The 18,455-nt window shown below is 70.9% G+C and carries 17 protein-coding genes and 1 pseudogene; 10 read left to right on the plus strand and 8 right to left on the minus strand.

The window, feature by feature from the left end; translation table 11 throughout:
- The first annotated feature begins 8 nt into the window (after positions 1-8).
- Entirely contained in the window at positions 9-1,052 is a 1,044-nt protein-coding gene (locus RLT59_RS31040) for a zinc-dependent alcohol dehydrogenase family protein (RefSeq protein WP_311306471.1), read from the plus strand.
- A 55-nt stretch (positions 1,053-1,107) separates the two neighbouring features.
- Here RLT59_RS31040 and RLT59_RS31045 read toward each other — a convergent pair whose 3' ends face one another.
- On the minus strand, positions 1,108-2,643 hold the full coding sequence (locus tag RLT59_RS31045; RefSeq protein WP_311306472.1) for a S8 family peptidase: 1,536 nt from the start codon (positions 2,641-2,643) through the stop codon (positions 1,108-1,110).
- 302 nt (positions 2,644-2,945) lie between these two features.
- Between RLT59_RS31045 and RLT59_RS31050 the strand changes: the two genes are divergently transcribed.
- From RLT59_RS31050 to moaA, 3 genes are all read left to right on the plus strand, one after another.
- A complete protein-coding gene (locus tag RLT59_RS31050) occupies positions 2,946-3,311 on the plus strand; it encodes a DUF485 domain-containing protein (RefSeq protein ID WP_311306473.1) in 366 nt (121 codons plus the stop codon).
- Entirely contained in the window at positions 3,308-4,945 is a 1,638-nt protein-coding gene (locus RLT59_RS31055) for a monocarboxylic acid transporter (RefSeq protein WP_311306474.1), read from the plus strand. The genes RLT59_RS31050 and RLT59_RS31055 overlap by 4 nt, the downstream gene beginning before the upstream one ends.
- 186 nt (positions 4,946-5,131) lie before the next feature.
- Positions 5,132-6,121, plus strand: coding sequence for a GTP 3',8-cyclase MoaA (gene moaA / locus RLT59_RS31060; protein ID WP_311306475.1), 990 nt, complete (start codon positions 5,132-5,134; stop codon positions 6,119-6,121).
- 23 nt (positions 6,122-6,144) lie between these two features.
- Here moaA and RLT59_RS31065 read toward each other — a convergent pair whose 3' ends face one another.
- Together RLT59_RS31065 and RLT59_RS31070 are read right to left on the minus strand one after the other, a co-directional pair.
- Entirely contained in the window at positions 6,145-6,384 is a 240-nt protein-coding gene (locus RLT59_RS31065; protein ID WP_311306476.1) for a hypothetical protein, read from the minus strand.
- A 267-nt stretch (positions 6,385-6,651) separates the two neighbouring features.
- Entirely contained in the window at positions 6,652-7,026 is a 375-nt protein-coding gene (locus RLT59_RS31070) for a DUF3099 domain-containing protein (RefSeq protein ID WP_311306477.1), read from the minus strand.
- A 253-nt stretch (positions 7,027-7,279) separates the two neighbouring features.
- Between RLT59_RS31070 and RLT59_RS31075 the strand changes: the two genes are divergently transcribed.
- Positions 7,280-7,558: a GlsB/YeaQ/YmgE family stress response membrane protein gene (locus tag RLT59_RS31075; protein WP_024490366.1), complete on the plus strand. Its 279-nt coding sequence runs from the start codon at positions 7,280-7,282 to the stop codon at positions 7,556-7,558.
- Positions 7,559-7,654: 96 nt separating this feature from the next.
- On the opposite strand, the gene tyrS is transcribed toward RLT59_RS31075, so the two are convergent.
- The 3 genes from tyrS to RLT59_RS31090 form a co-directional block, all read right to left on the minus strand.
- Positions 7,655-8,923: a tyrosine--tRNA ligase gene (tyrS, locus tag RLT59_RS31080; protein WP_311306478.1), complete on the minus strand. Its 1,269-nt coding sequence runs from the start codon at positions 8,921-8,923 to the stop codon at positions 7,655-7,657.
- Between the two features lie 78 nt (positions 8,924-9,001).
- On the minus strand, positions 9,002-10,396 hold the full coding sequence (locus RLT59_RS31085) for a metallopeptidase TldD-related protein (RefSeq protein ID WP_311306479.1): 1,395 nt from the start codon (positions 10,394-10,396) through the stop codon (positions 9,002-9,004).
- On the minus strand, positions 10,393-11,916 hold the full coding sequence (locus tag RLT59_RS31090) for a TldD/PmbA family protein (protein WP_311306480.1): 1,524 nt from the start codon (positions 11,914-11,916) through the stop codon (positions 10,393-10,395). Before RLT59_RS31090 ends, RLT59_RS31085 begins: the two co-directional genes overlap by 4 nt.
- 247 nt (positions 11,917-12,163) lie before the next feature.
- Between RLT59_RS31090 and fabG the strand changes: the two genes are divergently transcribed.
- The 4 genes and pseudogenes from fabG to RLT59_RS31110 all read left to right on the plus strand — a co-directional run bounded on the left by fabG (position 12,164) and on the right by RLT59_RS31110 (position 15,935).
- Entirely contained in the window at positions 12,164-12,883 is a 720-nt protein-coding gene (gene fabG, locus RLT59_RS31095; protein WP_311306481.1) for a 3-oxoacyl-[acyl-carrier-protein] reductase, read from the plus strand.
- Between the two features lie 5 nt (positions 12,884-12,888).
- Positions 12,889-13,656, plus strand: a complete 768-nt coding sequence (gene fabI, locus RLT59_RS31100) for an enoyl-ACP reductase FabI (protein WP_311306482.1) — start codon at positions 12,889-12,891, stop codon at positions 13,654-13,656.
- Between the two features lie 180 nt (positions 13,657-13,836).
- Positions 13,837-14,202 (plus strand): annotated as a pseudogene (locus RLT59_RS31105) (hypothetical protein); the annotation flags it as partial.
- Between the two features lie 197 nt (positions 14,203-14,399).
- The gene (locus RLT59_RS31110) at positions 14,400-15,935 is read left to right on the plus strand and encodes a glycosyltransferase family protein (RefSeq protein ID WP_311306483.1); all 1,536 of its coding nucleotides are present in this window, start codon (positions 14,400-14,402) and stop codon (positions 15,933-15,935) included.
- 40 nt (positions 15,936-15,975) lie between these two features.
- Here the strand turns inward: RLT59_RS31110 and RLT59_RS31115 are convergent, their stop codons facing one another.
- Complete coding sequence (locus RLT59_RS31115) at positions 15,976-16,188, minus strand: hypothetical protein (RefSeq protein WP_311306484.1); 213 nt, start codon at positions 16,186-16,188, stop codon at positions 15,976-15,978.
- Positions 16,189-16,358: 170 nt separating this feature from the next.
- Positions 16,359-17,033 (minus strand): FadR/GntR family transcriptional regulator, encoded by a 675-nt coding sequence (locus tag RLT59_RS31120; RefSeq protein WP_311306485.1) that lies wholly within the window; start codon positions 17,031-17,033, stop codon positions 16,359-16,361.
- Between the two features lie 133 nt (positions 17,034-17,166).
- On the opposite strand from RLT59_RS31120, the gene RLT59_RS31125 reads away from it, so the two are divergent.
- Complete coding sequence (locus tag RLT59_RS31125; RefSeq protein ID WP_311306486.1) at positions 17,167-18,453, plus strand: CynX/NimT family MFS transporter; 1,287 nt, start codon at positions 17,167-17,169, stop codon at positions 18,451-18,453.
- Positions 18,454-18,455 lie beyond the last annotated feature (2 nt).

Below are 18,455 nucleotides of genomic sequence, written 5' to 3' on the forward strand. Positions count from 1 at the left end.
TCCCACGCATGCGCGCCACCGTCATCCACGCCCCCCACGACATCCGCGTGCAGGAGGTCCCGGACCCGGCGATCCAGCAGCCCACCGATGTGGTGCTGCGGGTCCTGCGGGCCTGCATCTGCGGCAGCGACCTGTGGGCCTACCGGGGTGAGTCCGCCCGCAAGTCCGGCCAGCGCATCGGCCACGAGTTCCTCGGGATGGTCGAGGAGGCCGGTTCCGGCGTCAACGGCTTCGCCGTCGGTGACCTGGTCGTCGCCCCCTTCGTCTGGTCCGACGGCACCTGCGCCTACTGCGCGGAGGGCCTGACCACCTCCTGCCCGCAGGGCGGGTTCTGGGGTTCGGTCGGCTCCGACGGCGGGCAGGGCGAGGCCGTACGAGTCCCGTTCGCCGACGGCACCCTGGTCAAGCTGCCGGCCGCCGCCGCCTCCGACGACCGCCTGCTCACCGCGCTGCTGGCCCTCTCCGACGTCCTCGGCACCGGCCACCACGCTGCCGTCGGCGCCGGGGTCCGGCCCGGCTCCACGGTCGCCGTCGTCGGTGACGGAGCCGTCGGCCTGTGCGGGGTCATGGCCGCCAAGCGGCTCGGCGCCGAACGGATCATCGCGCTCGGCCGCCACACCGCCCGCACCGACATCGCCCGCACCTTCGGCGCCACCGACGTCGTCGCGGAGCGCGGCGAGGCCGCTGTCGCCGCCGTACGGGAACTGCTCGGCGGCGAGGGCGCCCAGGCCGTCATCGAGGCCGTCGGCACCGAGCAGTCCATGCGCACCGCCGTGGAGATCACCCGCGACGGCGGCTCGATCGGCTACGTCGGCGTACCGCACGGCAGCGGCACCGGACTGGACCTCGGCGTCATGTTCGACCGGAACATCGCCCTGCGCGGCGGGGTCGCCCCCGTGCGCGGCTACATACCGGAGCTGCTCCCCGACGTCCTGTCCGGCGCCATCGACCCCTCGCCCGTCTTCGACCTCGCCATCGGCCTCGACGACGTACCGGCCGGCTACAAGGCGATGGACGAGCGGACGGCGCTGAAGGTCCTCATCAAGCCGTGAGCCGCTGAGGCCGGTGCGGGGGCCGGTGCTTTCACCGGTCCCCGCACCGGACCCGCTACCAGCGGACCGCGTCCAGGGCGTCCACCACACCGGCCCCGTAGAAGCCGTTGCGGTTCTTGCCGCCCTCGCAGACCGCGTCGACGGTGCCGTCACCGTCGATGTCGTACGGTGCGCCGCACGCCGTGGCGTCGGCCTCCGCCGTCAGCAGCGCCTTCACCGCGAACGGGAAGGCGTACGGGTGCCTGGACTTGATCAGGGCCACCACGCCCGCCACGTGCGGGGAGGCCATCGACGTACCGGCCATGTAGCCGTACTCGCCGCCCGGCAGCGTGGACAGGATCAGGCCGTTCGTCGCGGGGAGCTCGGGCGGCTGGTAGGCCGTCGAGTCGCCGCCCGGCGCAGCCACGTCGATGACACCGTTCCCGTAGTTCGAGTACGAGGCCTTCAGGCCCTTCGCGCCCGTCGCCGAGACCGTCACGACACCCGGCAGCATCGTCGGGATGTCGAAGCACCTCTTCGGGTCGATCGTCCGGGTGGTGGTGTCGCCGTCGTTCGGGCTGCCCGAGTCCTCGATCGTGTCGGCCGCCAGGTCCTCGGCCGAGTTGCCCGACGCGGCGACGTTGACCGTGCCCCTGCTCTCCGCGTACCGGGTGGCACGGGCGACCGCATCGACCAGTGCGCCCTGGTCCGGGTCGTCCTTGCAGTTGTACATCCACGGGTCGGTGTAATAGCTGTTGTTGGTGACGTCGACACCGTGGTCCGCCGCCCACATGAAGCCGCAGACGATGGACTCGGTGTAGAAGTATCCGTCCGGGTTCGCCACCTTGATACCGGCCACCTTCACCCCGGGCGCGACGCCCGTCACCCCGACGCCGTTCTTCGCCGCGGCTATGGTGCCCGCGACATGGGTGCCGTGCGGGCTCTCACCGGCGTTCGGGCGCCAGGAGCCGGGTGTGGTGTCCGGTGCGCCGGTCACACAGTTCGCGGAGGCGGACCGGTCGAAGTTGGGCGCGAGGTCCGGATGGGTGTCGTCGACACCCGTGTCGATGACCGCGACCGTGACCTTCCGGCTGCCCAGTGACTTCTGGTGCGCCTTGTCCGCCTTGATGGCCGGCAGGTCCCACTGCAACGGCTCCATGGGGTCCTGGTCCGCCGTCGCCCGCGCCGCGGCGGTCCGCTCCTGCTCGGCGGTGAGCGGCTGCTCGACGCCGATGTCCTTGGTGGCCGTCGGGACGATCGGGTTGGTGCGGGTGGCGCCCGCCGAATCGACGCCCCTGACCCTGCGTACGGACTGCGCGAAGTCCGGGTTCTGCGAGTGGACGACGAGGACGCCGATCCGGTCGTAGGCGATCACCACCGTGCCCCCGGCCCGCTCCACCGCCTTGCGCACCTGCTTGACGGTGCCGGGACCGCCCCGCGTGTTCACCACGTACGACAGCTTCGGTCCGTCCGACGGGACCGCCGCCGCGGTCCGGCCGTCCACCGCAGAAGCGGAAGCGGAACCCGTCGGCAGGAAGCCGAGCGAGACGGTGAGGGCCAATCCGACGGGCAGCGCCAGTGCGCGCGCACGTCCGGATCTCAGATGAGCCATGGGGTCTCCACATCATCCGTGCCGGTCGACCGGACACGGGCCGTGTCCAGTCGCGTACATGACCAGTGAAGCTATCGCTGATCATCCCGGCTCATCAATGAGTTCGGGAGAACCCGTCCCCACCGCGGCGTCCGAAGGGGTGACCCGGAGACCGGCGGAAGAGTGCGCGCCCGCGTTGAACCGCTTCGCCGCGGGCCGCGTGCCGTTGTCAGGGGAGGCGCACCATCACCCCCCGATACCGAGGTCCACCAGTGAAATCCACCGTCCCCACCACCACCGCACCCGCGTCGCGAGGAGATTCCGTGGCTACCGATGCACCGCCGCCCGAGGGCAGTACGGAGACAGGGCCGGCCCAGCCCACGACCGAGGCCTTCGTCGCGGAGCAGGAGAGCGCGGAATTCGGCGAACTGCGCCGCTCGTACCGCTCGTTCGCCTTCCCGCTGACCATCGCGTTCGTCCTCTGGTACCTGCTGTACGTACTGCTGTCCAACTACGCCGGCGGCTTCATGGGCACCAAGGTGTACAGCAACTTCAACGTGGCCTTCGTCTTCGGCCTCGCCCAGTTCCTCACCACCTTCCTCATCGCCTGGTTCTACTCGCGGCACGCCAACGCGAAGCTGGACCCGAAGGCCGAGGCCATCAAGTCCCGTATGGAGGCCGACGCATGAGCGCCGCGTACCACTCCCACACCGCCGTGCTCGCCGCCTCCTCCACCACCGAGCACCGGCCGCTGATCATCACGCTCTTCGCGGTCTTCGTCGCGGCGACCCTCGGCATCACCGTCTGGGCCGGCCGGCAGACCAAGAGCGCCTCCGACTTCTACGCGGGCGGACGGCAGTTCACCGCCTTCCAGAACGGACTCGCGGTCTCCGGCGACTACATGTCCGCCGCCTCCTTCCTCGGCATCGCCGGAGCCATCGCCCTCTTCGGATACGACGGCTTCCTCTACTCGATCGGCTTCCTCGTCGCCTGGCTGGTCGCCCTGCTGCTGGTGGCGGAACCGCTGCGCAACTCGGGCCGCTACACCATGGGCGACGTCCTCGCCTACCGGATGCGGCAGCGCCCCGTACGCACCGCTGCGGGCGTCTCCACCATCATCGTCTCGATCTTCTACCTGCTGGCGCAGATGGCCGGCGCGGGTGTGCTGGTCTCCCTGCTCCTCGGCATCACCAGCGACGCCGGAAAGATCCTCATCGTTGCGCTGGTCGGCGTACTGATGATCGTCTACGTCACCATCGGCGGCATGAAGGGCACCACCTGGGTGCAGATGGTCAAGGCCGTGCTGCTCATCGCGGGCGCCATCCTGATGACCTTCATGGTGCTCTGGAAGTTCGACTTCAACATCTCTGACCTGCTGGGCACCGCCGCGGAGAAGAGCGGCCACGGCAAGTCGTTCCTGGAGCCCGGACTCAAGTACGGCGCCACCGGCACCTCGAAGCTGGACTTCCTCTCCCTCGGCATCGCCCTGGTGCTGGGCACCGCGGGCCTGCCGCACATCCTGATCCGCTTCTACACGGTGCCGACCGCCAAGGCCGCCCGTAAGTCGGTCAACTGGGCCATCGGCATCATCGGCGCCTTCTACCTGATGACGATCGCGCTCGGATTCGGCGCCGCGGCCCTCATCGGACCGAAGGAGATCATCGCGAAGAACCCGGCGGGCAACGCGGCGGCCCCACAGCTCGCCGAGTACCTCGGCGGGGTCGGCTCCACCGGCGGCGCCATCATGCTCGCCGTCATCTCCGCCGTCGCCTTCGCCACCATCCTCGCCGTCGTCGCGGGCCTCACCCTCGCCTCCTCGTCCTCCTTCGCCCACGACATCTACGCCAACGTCATCCGCAAGGGGAAGGCCACCGAGAAGGAGGAGATGCGGGCCGCCCGCTGGGCCACCGTCTTCATCGGCGCCGCCGCGATCGTGCTCGGCGCCTTCGCCCGCGACATGAACGTCGCCGGACTGGTCGCGCTCGCCTTCGCCGTCGCCGCCTCCGCCAACCTGCCCACGCTCCTCTACAGCCTCTTCTGGAAGCGCTTCACCACCCAGGGCGCGCTGTGGTCGATCTACGGCGGTCTGGCCAGCTCGGTGATCCTGGTGCTGTTCTCGCCGGTCGTCTCCGGAAACGAGAAGACCTCGATGTTCAAGGGCGTCGACTTCGCCTGGTTCCCACTGGAGAACCCCGGCCTGATCTCGATCCCGCTGGGCTTCCTGCTCGGCTGGCTCGGCTCCCTCCTGTCGAAGGAGGAGCCGAGCAAGGGCAAGTACGCCGAGCTGGAGGTCAAGTCCCTCACCGGCATCGGAGCCCACTGAGAGCAGGAGTTCACCCAGGAGTTCGTCTCTCGCACCGATCCTCTGACCCGGCCGCGTCGTAGAGTCCTACGACGCGGCCGCGTCGTACCTCGTGTCAAACGGGCCCCTGCGATGTCACACGCCTCGCGTAGTCTCGAAAGAGCCAGTAACCGCAACCGGGAATTCAGCCGGAGGAGGGGGCCCACCATGCTCATCGACACCTACGACCGGGTCGCCACCGACCTGCGCGTATCACTCACCGACCGGTGCAACCTGCGCTGTACGTACTGCATGCCGGAGGAAGGCCTGCAGTGGCTGGCCAAGCCGGACCTGCTGAGTGACGACGAGATCGTCCGGCTCGTCCGCATCGCCGTCACGCAGCTCGGCATCACCGAAGTCCGCTTCACCGGCGGCGAGCCGCTGCTGCGCCCCGGACTCGTCTCCATCGTCGAACAGTGCGCGGCCCTGGAACCCCGCCCGAAGATGTCGATCACCACCAACGGGATCGGGCTGAAACGGACGGCCACTGCGCTCAAGTCCGCCGGGCTGGACCGGGTCAACGTCTCGCTGGACACCCTGCGCCCCGACGTGTTCAAGACCCTCACCCGCCGCGACCGGCACCACGACGTCCTGGCCGGCCTCGAAGCCGCCCGGGAGGCCGGGCTCACCCCGGTCAAGGTCAACACCGTCCTGATGCCGGGACTCAACGACGACGAGGCCCCGGAGCTGCTCGCCTGGGCCGTGGACAACGCCTACCAGCTCCGCTTCATCGAGCAGATGCCGCTCGACGCACAGCACGGCTGGAAGCGCGACGGAGTGATCACAGCCGGTGACATCCTCCGGTCGCTGCGCACCCGCTTCGAGCTCACCCCCGAGGGCCGGGACGAGCGCGGCTCCGCCCCCGCGGAGCGCTGGCTGGTCGACGGCGGACCGCACCGGGTCGGCGTCATCGCCTCGGTCACCCGGCCGTTCTGCCGGGCCTGCGACCGCACCCGGCTCACCGCCGACGGACAGGTGCGCACCTGCCTGTTCGCCCGCGAGGAGACCGACCTGCGCGGCGCACTGCGGTCGGACGCGCCGGACAGCGAGATCGCCCGGATCTGGCGGCTCGCGATGTGGGGCAAGGAGGCCGGCTCCGGCCTGGACGACCCCTCCTTCCTCCAGCCCGACCGCCCGATGTCGGCGATCGGCGGGTAGGCGGGCGGGGCGGGGTGGGGCCGTCAGCTGGACGACTCCCACTCCTCCAGCGTCACCACGTCCTTGAGGAAGCCGCGCACGCCGAGGAACGAGGACAGGTGCTCCCGGTGCTCGTCACAGGCCAGCCAGGTCTTGCGGCGGTCCGGGGTGTGCAGCTTCGGGTTGTTCCACGCGAGCACCCACACGGCGTCGGCACGACAGCCCTTGGCGGAACAGACGGGGGCCTCGGCAGCGCGCTCGGCCGCGGATTCAGGGGAGTTCACGGACTCAACCCTAGATCCTCCCGGGCCAACCGCGGAGGCGGGCCGGTGCGAAGCATCCCCGCCGGAGAAAAGGCGACGCCGGGCAGCCACGGGGGGAGCTGCCCGGCGTCGGTCCGTCGCTCCGACGGGGGATGCGGAGCGCATTTGAAGTATGTCACGCAGACAGGGGTGCGGGGCACTGGAACTTCATGATTGATCTGAGCTTTTCTTGAGCTTGGACCCGCCGCCAAAACGGTCAATACCGGGGCGTACGGGGGCAGCTGGGGGTCAGCTCTGACCCTGCGGATCGGGGGAACGGAAGGCGTGGTCCGCCTCCGGGCCCGGTTCGGCGTGACCCGCCACCGGTGCGGCGCCGAGCGCGAGCCGCGTCGGGGCCGGGACGAAGGTCGAGGGCATCGCGGGGGAGTTCTCCCGGCCCGCGTTGGCGATGACGACGGCGATGTACGGGAGCAGAACGCCCAGCGCCAGCCCCACGATCGCCACATAGCGCTCCACGTTCCACAGGGCCGCGGCGGCGATCACCGAGACCGTGCGCACCGACATCGAGATCACGTAGCGCCGCTGCCTGCCGCGCACATCCTCCGCGAGCCCCTGCCGGGCCCCCGTGATCCGGAAGACCTCGGAACCGCTCTGCTTGCCCATCCCGCCTCCACCCGACTTCCCCGCGCCCGCGTCTTCGTTCCGCTCGCGCGAACCGGAGGAGACCCCGTTCCCACGCCGGACGCTCCCCGGATCCGGACCGCTCCCACGGTACGCCCGGCACCCGCCGCGTTCGAGACCGGGGCGCGCCACGAATCCCGCTCACCTCACGTACGGACCCCTCCGGCATGCGGTGCGACCGTTCTGGGCCGAGACTGATCGCACATCGCGACACCGCGTCGCACGAGGAGGCGGTATGAGCTGGTTGTGGGCAATCATCGTGGGCCTGGTTCTCGGCCTGATCGCGAAGGCGATCCTGCCGGGGAAGCAGGAGATCCCACTCTGGCTGACGGTCATTTTCGGCATGATCGGCAGCATTCTCGGCAATGCTGTCGCCACCTGGATCGGTGTCAACGACACCAAGGGCATCGACTGGACGCGCCATGTGCTCCAGCTGATCGGCGCAGTGGTGGTGGTCGGTGTGGGGGACATGCTGTGGGCCTCGATCCGAGGCAGCAGACGACAGAAGACCTGAGCGCCTGAGCATTTCAGTGCCTCAGTGCCTGGACACCGAACGGCCGCGGCCGGTCACGCGTCACGCGTGACCGGCCGCGGTGCTTGCGGGCCCGGCTCAGCCCGCCGTGACCTCGATGGCCGCGAGGTTCTTCTTGCCCCTGCGCAGCACCAGCCAGCGCCCGTGCAGCAGCTCCTCGCGGGCCGGTGCCGCCTCGCCGTCGGTGACCTTGACGTTGTTCACGTACGCCCCACCCTCCTTGACGGTGCGGCGCGCGCCCGACTTGCTCGGCGCCAGACCGACCTCCACCAGGAGGTCCACCAGCGGACCCAGCTCGGTGACCCGGGCGTGCGGCACCTCGGAGAGCGCGGCGCTCAGCGTCGCCGCGTCCAGCCCGACCAGCTCGCCCTGGCCGAACAGGGCCTTCGACGCGGCGATGACCGCGGCGCACTGGTCCGCGCCGTGCACCAGCGTCGTCAGCTCCTCGGCCAGCGCGCGCTGCGCGGAGCGGGCCCGCGGCCGCTCCTCCGTGACCTTCTCCAGCTCCTCCAGCTCGGCGGGGCTCAGGAAGCTGAGGATGCGCATGTAGCGCGAGATGTCCCGGTCGTCCACGTTCAGCCAGAACTGGTAGAACGCGTACGGCGTCGTCATCTCCGCGTCGAGCCAGACGGCCCCGCTCTCCGACTTGCCGAACTTGGTCCCGTCCGCCTTCGTCATCAGCGGCGTCGCCAGCGCGTGCACCTCCGCGCCCGGCTCCAGGCGGTGGATCAGGTCCAGACCCGCGGTGAGGTTGCCCCACTGGTCGCTGCCGCCCTGCTGGAGGGTGCAGCCGTGGCGCCGGTACAGCTCCAGGAAGTCCATGCTCTGGAGCAGCTGGTAGCTGAACTCGGTGTAGCTGATGCCCTCGTCGGACTCCAGCCGGCGGGCGATGGACTCCTTGGTGAGCATCTTGTTGACCCGGAAGTGCTTGCCGATGTCCCGCAGGAACTCGATCGCGGACATGCCCGCGGTCCAGTCCAGGTTGTTCACCATGACCGCGGCGTTCTCGCCCTCGAAGGACAGGAAGGGCTCGATCTGGGACCGCAGCCGCGACACCCAGGCGGCGATGGTCTCCGGGTCGTTCAGAGTGCGCTCCGCGGTCGGCCGGGGGTCACCGATCTGGCCGGTGGCCCCGCCCACCAGGGCGAGCGGCCGCAGTCCGGCCTGCTGGAGCCGGCGCATGGTGAGCACCTGCACCAGATGGCCGACGTGCAGACTCGCCGCGGTGGGGTCGTAGCCGCAATAGAACGTGACGGGACCGTCCGCGAGAGCCTTGCGCAGTGCGTCCTCGTCAGTGGACTGGGCGAACAGCCCGCGCCACTTCAGCTCGTCGACGATGTCCGTCACGGTTCCGTGTCTCCTCAGCTACGTGTTCGATAGGCCTACCGATACGTGGACCGACAGGCATCGGCCAGTCTAGGCCGGTCACACGCCCCGGCTCACCGAGCTCATGTTGAAGTCCGGGATGCGCAGCGCGGGCATCGCGGCCCGGGTGAACCAGTCGCCCCACTCGCGCGGCAGCGTCTTCTCGGTGCGCCCCGCCTCCGTGGCCCGCGACAGCAGGTCCACCGGGGACTCGTTGAAGCGGAAGTTGTTCACCTCACCGAGCACCTCGCCGCCCTCCACGAGATACACCCCGTCGCGGGTCAGGCCGGTCAGCAGCAGCGTCGCCGGATCGACCTCGCGGATGTACCACATGCAGGTCAGTAGCAGTGCGGGCCCGGTCGTCGCGGCCACCATCTCCTCCAGAGAGCGTTCACCGCCGCCGTCCAGGACCAGGTTGTCGATCGCCGGGGCGAGCGGCAGCCCCGTCAGGCCCGCGGTGTGCCGGGTCGTCGTGAGCTGTTCAAGGCGCCCGTCCCTGATCCAGTCGGTGCGGGTCAGCGGCAGCCCGTTGTCGAAGACCGAGGTGCCGTCACCGGAGGAGTGCGCGATGACGAACGGCGCGGACTCGATCCCCGCGGCGTGCGGGTCGCTGCGCAGCCACAGCGGCAGCGGGGAGAGCGTGTCGCCGAGCCGGGTGCCGCCGCCCGGCTTGGAGAACACCGTCCGGCCCTCGGCGGCGTCCCGGGCGGTCGCGGACCGCAGCTGGTAGATCAGCAGATCGGCCACGGAGGTCGGCGGCAGCAGCGTCTCGTACCGTCCGGCCGGCAGCTCGATACGGCGCTCCGCCCAGCCGAGCCGCCGGGCCAGCTCGGTGTCCAGCTCCGCAGGGTCGACGTCCTTGAAGTCGCGGGTCGCGCGCCCCGCCCAGGCCGAGCGCGAGCGGTCGGGCGACTTGGCGTTCAGCTCCAGCGTGCCGTTCGGCTGGTCGTGGCGCAGCCGCAGCCCGGTCGACGTACCGAGGTAGGTCGAGGTCATCTCGTGGTTCGCGAAGCCGTACAGCTCCCGGCCACCGGCCCTGGCCCGCGCGAAGGCGTCCCCGAGCGCGGGGGCGAACGCCGCGAACACGTCGGAGTCCGTCTCGGCCGGCGCGTCGGTGAAGTCGGGGGACGACGGCACCCCGGTGACCAGCGGCTGGGCGTCCTCGGCCGGTCCGGCGCCGCGCGCGGCTGCCTCGGCGGCCCGCACCAGCGGCTCCAGGTCGGCCGGGGTGACGGCGCCCCGGGACACCACCCCGGCCGCGGTGCCCTCGGCCCCGTCGACCGTGGCGATGACGGTCAGGGTGCGGCCCCTGGTCACCCCGTTCGTGGTGAGCGCGTTGCCCGCCCAGCGCAGGTTGGCCGACGACTCCTCGTCGGCGATGACCACACAGCCGTCGGCGGTGGACAGTTCGAGAGCGCGCTCGACGATCTCGTACGGCTTGCTGACGCGGCTCATCGTCCGGCCTCCTGCGTCGTGTTAAGGATGTTCACGCCTCGGAAGAGGGCGGAGGGGCAGCCGTGCGAGACGGCCGCGACCTGGCCCGGCTGGGCCTTGCCGCAGTTGAAGGCGCCACCCAGGACGTACGTCTGCGGGCCGCCGACCTTCTCCATGGAGCCCCAGAAGTCCGTCGTCGTCGCCTGGTACGCGACATCGCGCAGCTGCCCGGCGAGCTTGCCGTTCTCGATCCGGAAGAACCGCTGCCCAGTAAATTGAAAGTTGTACCTTTGCATGTCGATGGACCATGACCGGTCACCGACCACGTAGATCCCGCGCTCCACCCCGCCGATCAGATCGTCGGTGGACAGCCCGCCGGGATCGGGCGCCAGCGAGACGTTCGCCATCCGCTGCACGGGGACATGGCCCGGCGAGTCCGCGTAGGCACACCCGTTGGACCGGCCCAGGCCCGTCAGCTTCGCGATCCGGCGGTCCAGCTGGTAACCGACCAGCGTGCCGTCCTTCACCAGGTCCCACGACTGGGCCTGCACGCCCTCGTCGTCGTAGCCGATCGTCGCGAGCCCGTGCTCGGCCGTGCGGTCGCCCGTCACGTTCATCACGGGCGAGCCGTACGCCAGCTTGCCCAGCTTGTCGAAGGTGGCGAACGAGGTTCCGGCGTACGCCGCCTCGTACCCCAGCGCCCGGTCCAGCTCCGTGGCGTGCCCGATCGACTCGTGGATGGTCAGCCACAGGTTCGAGGGGTCGACGACCAGGTCGTACGTCCCCGCCTCGACGCTCGGTGCCCGCATCTTCTCGGCCAGCAGCCCCGGAATCCGCTCCAGCTCCGCGTCCCAGTCCCAGCCGGTCCCGGTCAGGTACTCCCAGCCGCGCCCGACCGGCGGCGCGATCGTGCGCATCGAGTCGAACTCACCGCTCGTCGCGTCCACCGCCACCGCCGTGAACTGCGGATGCAGCCGGACCCGCTGCTGCGTGGTGACCGTGCCCGCCGTGTCCGCGTAGAACTTGTTCTCGTGGACGGTCATCAGCGAGGCGTCCACATGTGCGACGCCCGCCGCCCCCAGCAGCCGGCCGCTCCACTCGGCGAGCAGACCCGCCTTCTCCTCTGCGGGCACGTCGAACGGGTCGGTCTCGTACGAGGAGACCCAGCTCCGCTCCCCGTGCACCGGCTCGTCCGCCAGCTCCACCCGCTCGTCGGAGCCCGCCGCCGCGATCACCTTCGCCGAGAGCTTCGCCATCGCGACGGCCTGCGAGGCCACCTTCGCCGCCGCGTCCATCGTCAGGTCCACCCCGGAGGCGAACCCCCACGCCCCGCCGTGCACCACCCGCACCGCGTACCCGAGCTCCGTGCTGTCCGACGCCCCGGCCGGGCGGGCGTCCCGCAGCCGCCAGGTGGCGCTGCGCACCCGCTCGAAGCGGAAGTCCGCGTGCACGGCCCCGAGCGCACGCGCACGGGCGAGCGCCGCGTCGGCCAATGGCCTCAGCGGCAGGGCCAGGAACGACTGATCTACCTCATGGGGCACGAGCGGCCTCTCCTCTGCGTCACATACCCTCGGTCCTTTTACGGGGGCAGTGAAGCACGGCCGCCGGGGCTGCACAGCCGAATCGCGGCCGGGCCCCCGGCCGGACAGGGCCGCGACAGGGCCGGAACGGCACTGTAGGAACCCGACAGCGCCCGGGGGAAGGCGCTGTCAGAGGCCGATTGCTCGGGAAGCGGGCGGTACCGATAGGTTTTTCGAGGTACCAGACAGCTATGGAAAGGGTGATCCGTTGAGCCGCTCGGTTCTCGTCACCGGAGGAAACCGGGGCATTGGCCTCGCCATCGCCCGCGCTTTCGTCGACAACGGCGACAAGGTCGCGATCACCTTCCGCTCCGGCGAGCCGCCCCGGGCCCTCACCGAGGCCGGTGTTCTCGCGGTTCGTTGCGACATCACCGACGCCGAGCAGGTGGAGCAGGCCTACAAGGTGATCGAGGAGAAGCACGGCAATGTGGAGGTGCTGGTCGCCAACGCCGGTGTCACCAAGGACCAGTTGCTGATGCGGATGACCGAGGAGGACTTCACGTCGGTACTCGACACCAACCTCACCGGTACCTTCCGGGTCGTCAAGCGCGCCAACCGGGGCATGCTGCGCGCCAAGAAGGGCCGGGTCGTCCTCATCTCCTCCGTCGTCGGCCTCCTCGGCTCTGCGGGGCAGGCGAACTACGCCGCGTCCAAGGCCGGCCTGGTCGGCTTCGCCCGGTCGCTCGCCCGTGAGCTGGGCTCCCGGAACATCACCTTCAACGTCGTCGCACCCGGCTTCGTAGACACCGACATGACGCAGGCGCTCACCGAGGAGCAGCGCAAGGGCATCGTCGCCCAGGTGCCGCTCGCGCGGTACGCGCAGCCCGCGGAGATCGCCGCCGCGGTGCGCTTCCTCGCCTCCGACGACGCGTCGTACATCACTGGAGCCGTCATCCCTGTTGACGGCGGATTGGGCATGGGTCACTGATCACCATGAGCGGAATTCTCGACGGCAAGCGCATCCTCATCACCGGGGTGCTGATGGAGTCGTCCATCGCGTTCCACGCCGCGAAGGTGGCCCAGGAGCAGGGCGCGGAGGTCATCCTGACCGCCTTCCCGCGGCCCACGCTCACCGAGCGCATCGCCAAGAAGCTGCCCAAGCCGGCCAAGGTCATCGAGCTGGACGTGACCAACGCCGAGCACCTGGACCGGCTGGCCGGTCTGGTGCGCGAGGAGCTCGGTTCGCTCGACGGCGTCGTCCACTCCATCGGCTTCGCGCCGCAGGACGCGCTCGGCGGCAACTTCCTCAACACCCCCTTCGAGTCGGTCTCCACGGCGATGCACGTCTCGGCGTTCTCGCTGAAGTCGCTCGCCATGGCCTGCAAGCCGCTGATGAGCGAGGGCGGTTCGATCGTCGGACTCACCTTCGACGCGCAGTTCGCCTGGCCGCAGTACGACTGGATGGGCCCGGCCAAGGCCGCGCTGGAGGCCACCTCCCGCTACCTCGCCCGCGACCTGGGCAAGGACGGCATCCGCTGCAACCTGATCTCGGCGGGACCGATCGGCTCCATGGCCGCCAAGTCCATCCCGGGCTTCGGTGAGCTGGCCGAGGTCTGGAACACCCGTGCGCCGCTGGCCTGGGACATGAAGGACCCGGAGCCGGCCGGCCGCGGCATCGTCGCGCTGCTCTCGGACTTCTTCCCGAGGACCACGGGCGAGATCATCCACGTCGACAGTGGCGTGCACATGATCGGCGCCTGACCCCCGGCCCCGTACGGCAGCGTTACGGAAACGGTCGCGCACCACCTCCCCGGAGGTGGTGCGCGACCGTTTCCCGTGTCCCGCCCGGCCTCCCGGCGCTCAGGTCGAAAACCTGGTCGATCCACCGCAGAATGTGGAGGAACCGGACTTTTGTCGGGCCGACGAGGGGAGGAGACCGCTGTGCGCCGCACACGTCACCGAACCCGTTCCCTGCTGGCGGCCTCCGCCCTCCTCGCCGGGCTGCTCGTGCCCGTCGGCCTGTACGCGGCCGGGCACGTCGGAGCCGTCGGGCCCGGCGGAGCGCCCGCAGCGCCCGACCCCGAGCCCTCCGGCGCCGAATGCCGTACGTCGGTCCACGGCTCCCGGGTCATCGCCTACTGCCACAACCCGTACCCGTCCGCCGACCGGGTGCAGCTGCACACCGACTGCGCCCGATGGTGGGACATCGACGCGGACTCCAGGCCGGTCGCCGTCCCGCCGGGCCGGACCGTACGGCTGGACGACCGTTGCTGGAAAGAGGTCCGCTCCACCTGGGTCACCCACGCCGGCAAGGCACACGGGACCACGGCCTCCCACGGGGCAGCCGGGACAGCCGGGACAGTCCTTGGGTCCCTTGGGTCCCTCGGGTTCCTCGGGTAGACGGCGCGAGGGCACGGCGCGCCCGCCCGCCCCCGTACGCCGGGATCGGGCAGGCTGTCCTCGGTCAGGGGTTCATTCCCCAACTGCCTTGCCGAGGAGCGGTCATGTACGAGTTACGGGCCCCGAGCCCACCCCCGGTGCGCGAGTTGACGGGTTCGGCACCCCTGCCCTCGCCGCGGCTGCTGCCCTGCCTGGTGGCGGTCGCCCTGTTCTGCGTGGCCGTCCAACTGGCCTTCGTCATACCGGGATCGGGCCTCGGGTGGGACGAGACCGTGTACGTCAGCCAGGCCGAAGGCGACACCCCGGCGGCGTTCTTCAGCGCTCCCCGCGCCCGAGGCATCTCCTACCTGGTGGCTCCGGTGGCCGCCCTCACCGCGTCCACGACCGCCCTGCGGATCTATCTCCTCCTGCTCTCGTCCGGTGCGCTCGTCGGCGCCTTCTGGGTCTGGCGCACCCTGGTGCCCGGCCGGGTCCTGATCTGTGCGGCGGCCCTGTTCGCCACCCTGTGGCCGGCCCTGTTCTACGGCTCCATGGCCATGCCGAACCTGTGGTGCGCGCTGGGCTCCGTGGCCGCCACCGGGTGGGTCGCGCGCGCCCTGCTGCGGGGGACGGGGCGGGCCGAACTCCTCGGTGCGGGGGCGGCGACAGCGGTCGTCGTACTGATGAGGCCGGCCGACGGGGTGTGGCTCGCCCTGCCGTTGCTGCTGGTCACGGTGGTGCGGCCCCGGATGTTCGCCGCGCTGGCCGTCGGGCTGCTCGCGGGCGCCGCACCGTGGATCGTGGAGGCGTTCGCGCACTACGGGGGCCCGCTCACCCGGATCCACCGGGCCAGCGAGATCCAGGGCGGCCTGGGCTGGAACCTGGCGGTGGACGACCAGGCCAAGGCGCTGGAGGGACGCACCCTCTGCCGCCCCTGCACCATCCCGTGGAGACGGCCCGGGACGACGGTCTGGTGGGCCCTGCTGCCGTTCCTCGCCGCCGGCGGCGCGGTCGTCGCACGCCGGGCGGGCCGGGGCCGGGTGATCCTGCTGGCGACCGGGACGGCGGTGTCGCTGGCGGTGCCGTACCTCTTCCTGGTCGACTACGCCGCACCGCGCTTCCTGCTGCCCGCTTACGCGCTGTTCTCCCTTCCGGTGGCGGAATGCCTGGTACGGCTCTACGCGTGGGCGCGCCGTCCCGCGAAACGGCCGGGGCGCACCGTCGCGGCGCAGTGGCGCGTCGTCGCGCTCGGCGCCGTCCTCGCCGCCCACCTGGTCGTACAGCTCCAGGTGACGAGCCGGGTGTCCGCCAGCAGCCATTCGACCACCGCGGACTTCGAGGCCGTGGCCGCCGCGCTCCACCGCAACGGAATCCGCCCGCCCTGCGTGATCAGCGGCGATCAGGCCGTCCCGATCGCCTACTACGCGGGCTGCGCCTCACGGCAGACCGCCGGGCACGACGGGTCCATCACCCCCGAGGGTCTCAGGGAGACCGCCCGGCGGGTGCCGACCGCCGTCCTCGTCTCCGGCGGCGGCCCCCGGCCGGCGTACGCCCCCGAGGGCCCGCCCGTCTTCCTGGCGGGGACCCGGGACGCGGGACCGTACAGCGGCTATCTGTTCCCACCGCCGGACCGCCCAGGGCCGGGCCGGCCGGACTCCTGAGACGGTTCGAGACGGCTTGGGACGGTCCGGGGCCGGACGGTCAGTCGGGGAGGGGGACGCGGATCACCGGCTCGAACGGGCGTTTGTTGAAGCCGGTGCGCAGATTGCGGCAGTCCGGCGCGCCGCACATGAAGAACTCCTCGACGACCCTGCGCCCTGTGCGGGCCCTGAGCCACTCCTTCTCGTCGGTGGTGAGGGCGCGGTGTTGTTCGTCGGAATCGCAGGTGAAGCAGTACATCTGACGGGGCTGCACTGGACCTCCCGAAGCGGGCGGACAGACCGGACAGGGCGAAGCGAACCGAAGCATAAGAGGGGTGTGGCAGGCGAGGGGAGGGCGCGCGGAAGCGTTTCCCGCGCCGCCTTCCCGCCCGGGGTGCGGCCCGGCGCGCGAAACGCACTGGCGGACGGGTGTCGGGCAGGGTCTCAGACCCGGTCCGACAGGCAGTTGAGGGCGTGGCTCGTGGCCTCCTGCGCCGCCGTCTCCGCGTCACCGGCGCGGATCGCCTCGACCAGCCGCCCGTGGTCCATGTGGTTCTCCGGCCGCAGCTCATGGCCGACGTCGTCCCGGACGTGTTCCCGCAGGAGATCGCCCAGGTCGGCGTAGAGCCCGGTCAGCACATCGTTGTGGGCGGCGGCCACGACGGCCAGATGCAGGGTCGCGTCCGCCGCCACGAAGGCCTCCGCGTCCCCGGCGGCCCACGTCTCCTCCCGGCGCCGCATGAGCGCGTCCAGCTGCTTCAGGTCCCGGTCTGTGCGCCGGGCGGCGGCCAGCCGCGCGGCCGACGACTCCAGCGTCGAGCGCAGCTCGGCGACATGGCGCGGATCGGCGGACGCGAACCGGCGGTGCATCACCCCGGCCAGCTCGCTGGTGGCGGCCACATAGGTGCCCGAGCCCTGCCGGATGTCGAGCAGGCTGTTGTGCGCGAGCGCGCGCACCGCCTCGCGCACGGTGTTACGGGCCACCCCCAGCTGCTCGACCAGCTCGGGTTCGGTGGGGATGCGCGAGCCCACGGGCCACTCGCCCGAGGTGATCTGGTTCCTCAGCTGGGCAATCACCTGGTCGGCGAGTGCCGAACGCCGAGGGGACGTCAGCGCCATGGTGCTCCTTGCTCGGGTCTCCGGGGCCGGGGCTGTGTTCTCGGCGGTCGCGCCGCTCCCGGGGTGTCCGCATGCTCTCAGAGGATTGACGGAGATTGGACAATCAATCATCCCATGATTCTATGATGGCCTCATGCGTGACGACGAAACCCCTCCCCAGACCCCGACCGGGACGCTGAGTTCCGTCACTCCGACGCCCCCCGGAACCGACACCCCCGCCACCCAGGCCGGTCCCGCGGCGTGGCTGCTCCGTCTGGTCGCCGTCGGGCTCGTCCTCACCGCGCTCAACCTCCGCCCCGCCATCACCAGCCTCGGCGCCCTCCTCGAAGAGGTGCGCGACGGGCTGCACATGAGCGGGAGCGTCGCGGGGGTCCTCACCTCCGTGCCGCCCCTCTGCTTCGCGGTCTTCGGCATCATGGCGCCGCGGCTGGCCCGCCGCTTCGGCCCCGGCGCGGTCGTCTGCGCGGGCATGACCGCCATCACCGCAGGGCTGGTGATCCGGCCCCTCGTCGGCGGCACGGCCGGCTTCCTCGCCGCGAGCGCGCTCGCCCTGATGGGCATCGCCGTGAGCAACGTGCTGATGCCGGTGATCGTCAAGCGCTGGTTCCCGGACCGGGTCGGCTCCATGACCGGCCTCTACTCCATGGCGCTGGCCCTGGGCACCTCGCTGGCCGCCGCCGTGACCGTCCCCATGACCGAGGCGATGGGCGGCAGTTGGAAGGCCGGGCTCGGCATCTGGGCCGTGCTCGCCGCCGTCGCGATCCTGCCCTGGATCCCGCTGGTACGGGACCGGCACACCGCCTCCGGACAGCCCTCCGCCGAGCAGGTGCGGGCACCGGAGCTCAGGATCACCCGCAGTCGGACCGCCTGGGCCCTCGCCTGTTTCTTCGGCCTCCAGGCCACCGCCGCGTACATCACCATGGGGTGGATGCCGCAGATCTTCCGGGACGCCGGGGTCCCGGCCGGTACCGCGGGCGTCCTGCTCGCCGTCACCATGGCGATGGGCGTCCCGCTCGCCTTCGTCATCCCCCGGGTCGCGGCCCGGATGCGGAACCAGGGCCCGATCGTCGTCTTCCTCGGCTCGTGCGGCCTCATCGGCTACGCGGGTCTCTTCCTCGCCCCGTCCGGCGGGGCCTGGGCCTGGGCGGTGCTCCTGGGCGTCTCGAACTGCGCGTTCCCGCTCGCCCTCACGATGATCGGCATGCGTTCGCGCAGCGGCGCCGGAGTGGTGCGGCTGTCCGCGTTCGCCCAGTCCTGCGGCTATCTGATCTCCATCCCCGGCCCGCTCCTCGTCGGCGTGCTCTACCAGCACAGCGGCGGCTGGGGGCTGCCGATCGGCCTGATGGCGGCCCTGATGGTGCCGCAGATGGTGGTCGGCACGCTGGCCGGCCGGGACCGGACGATCGAGGACGAATGCTGAGA

This window comes from Streptomyces sp. ITFR-6 (assembly GCF_031844725.1).
Taxonomy (GTDB): Bacteria; Actinomycetota; Actinomycetes; order Streptomycetales; family Streptomycetaceae; genus Streptomyces.

Bases quoted from the DNA above. Each gene is read 5' to 3' on its own strand.
- RLT59_RS31085 (WP_311306479.1), bottom strand. From the start codon at position 10,396: ATGAGCCGCGTCAGCAAGCCGTACGAGATCGTCGAGCGCGCTCTCGAA.
- RLT59_RS31070 (WP_311306477.1), bottom strand. From the start codon at position 7,026: ATGGGCAAGCAGAGCGGTTCCGAGGTCTTCCGGATCACGGGGGCCCGG.
- RLT59_RS31120 (WP_311306485.1), bottom strand. From the start codon at position 17,033: ATGGCGCTGACGTCCCCTCGGCGTTCGGCACTCGCCGACCAGGTGATT.
- RLT59_RS31055 (WP_311306474.1), top strand. From the start codon at position 3,308: ATGAGCGCCGCGTACCACTCCCACACCGCCGTGCTCGCCGCCTCCTCC.
- RLT59_RS31110 (WP_311306483.1), top strand. From the start codon at position 14,400: ATGTACGAGTTACGGGCCCCGAGCCCACCCCCGGTGCGCGAGTTGACG.
- moaA (WP_311306475.1), top strand. From the start codon at position 5,132: ATGCTCATCGACACCTACGACCGGGTCGCCACCGACCTGCGCGTATCA.
- RLT59_RS31040 (WP_311306471.1), top strand. From the start codon at position 9: ATGCGCGCCACCGTCATCCACGCCCCCCACGACATCCGCGTGCAGGAG.
- fabI (WP_311306482.1), top strand. From the start codon at position 12,889: ATGAGCGGAATTCTCGACGGCAAGCGCATCCTCATCACCGGGGTGCTG.
- RLT59_RS31075 (WP_024490366.1), top strand. From the start codon at position 7,280: ATGAGCTGGTTGTGGGCAATCATCGTGGGCCTGGTTCTCGGCCTGATC.
- RLT59_RS31125 (WP_311306486.1), top strand. From the start codon at position 17,167: ATGCGTGACGACGAAACCCCTCCCCAGACCCCGACCGGGACGCTGAGT.
- RLT59_RS31045 (WP_311306472.1), bottom strand. From the start codon at position 2,643: ATGGCTCATCTGAGATCCGGACGTGCGCGCGCACTGGCGCTGCCCGTC.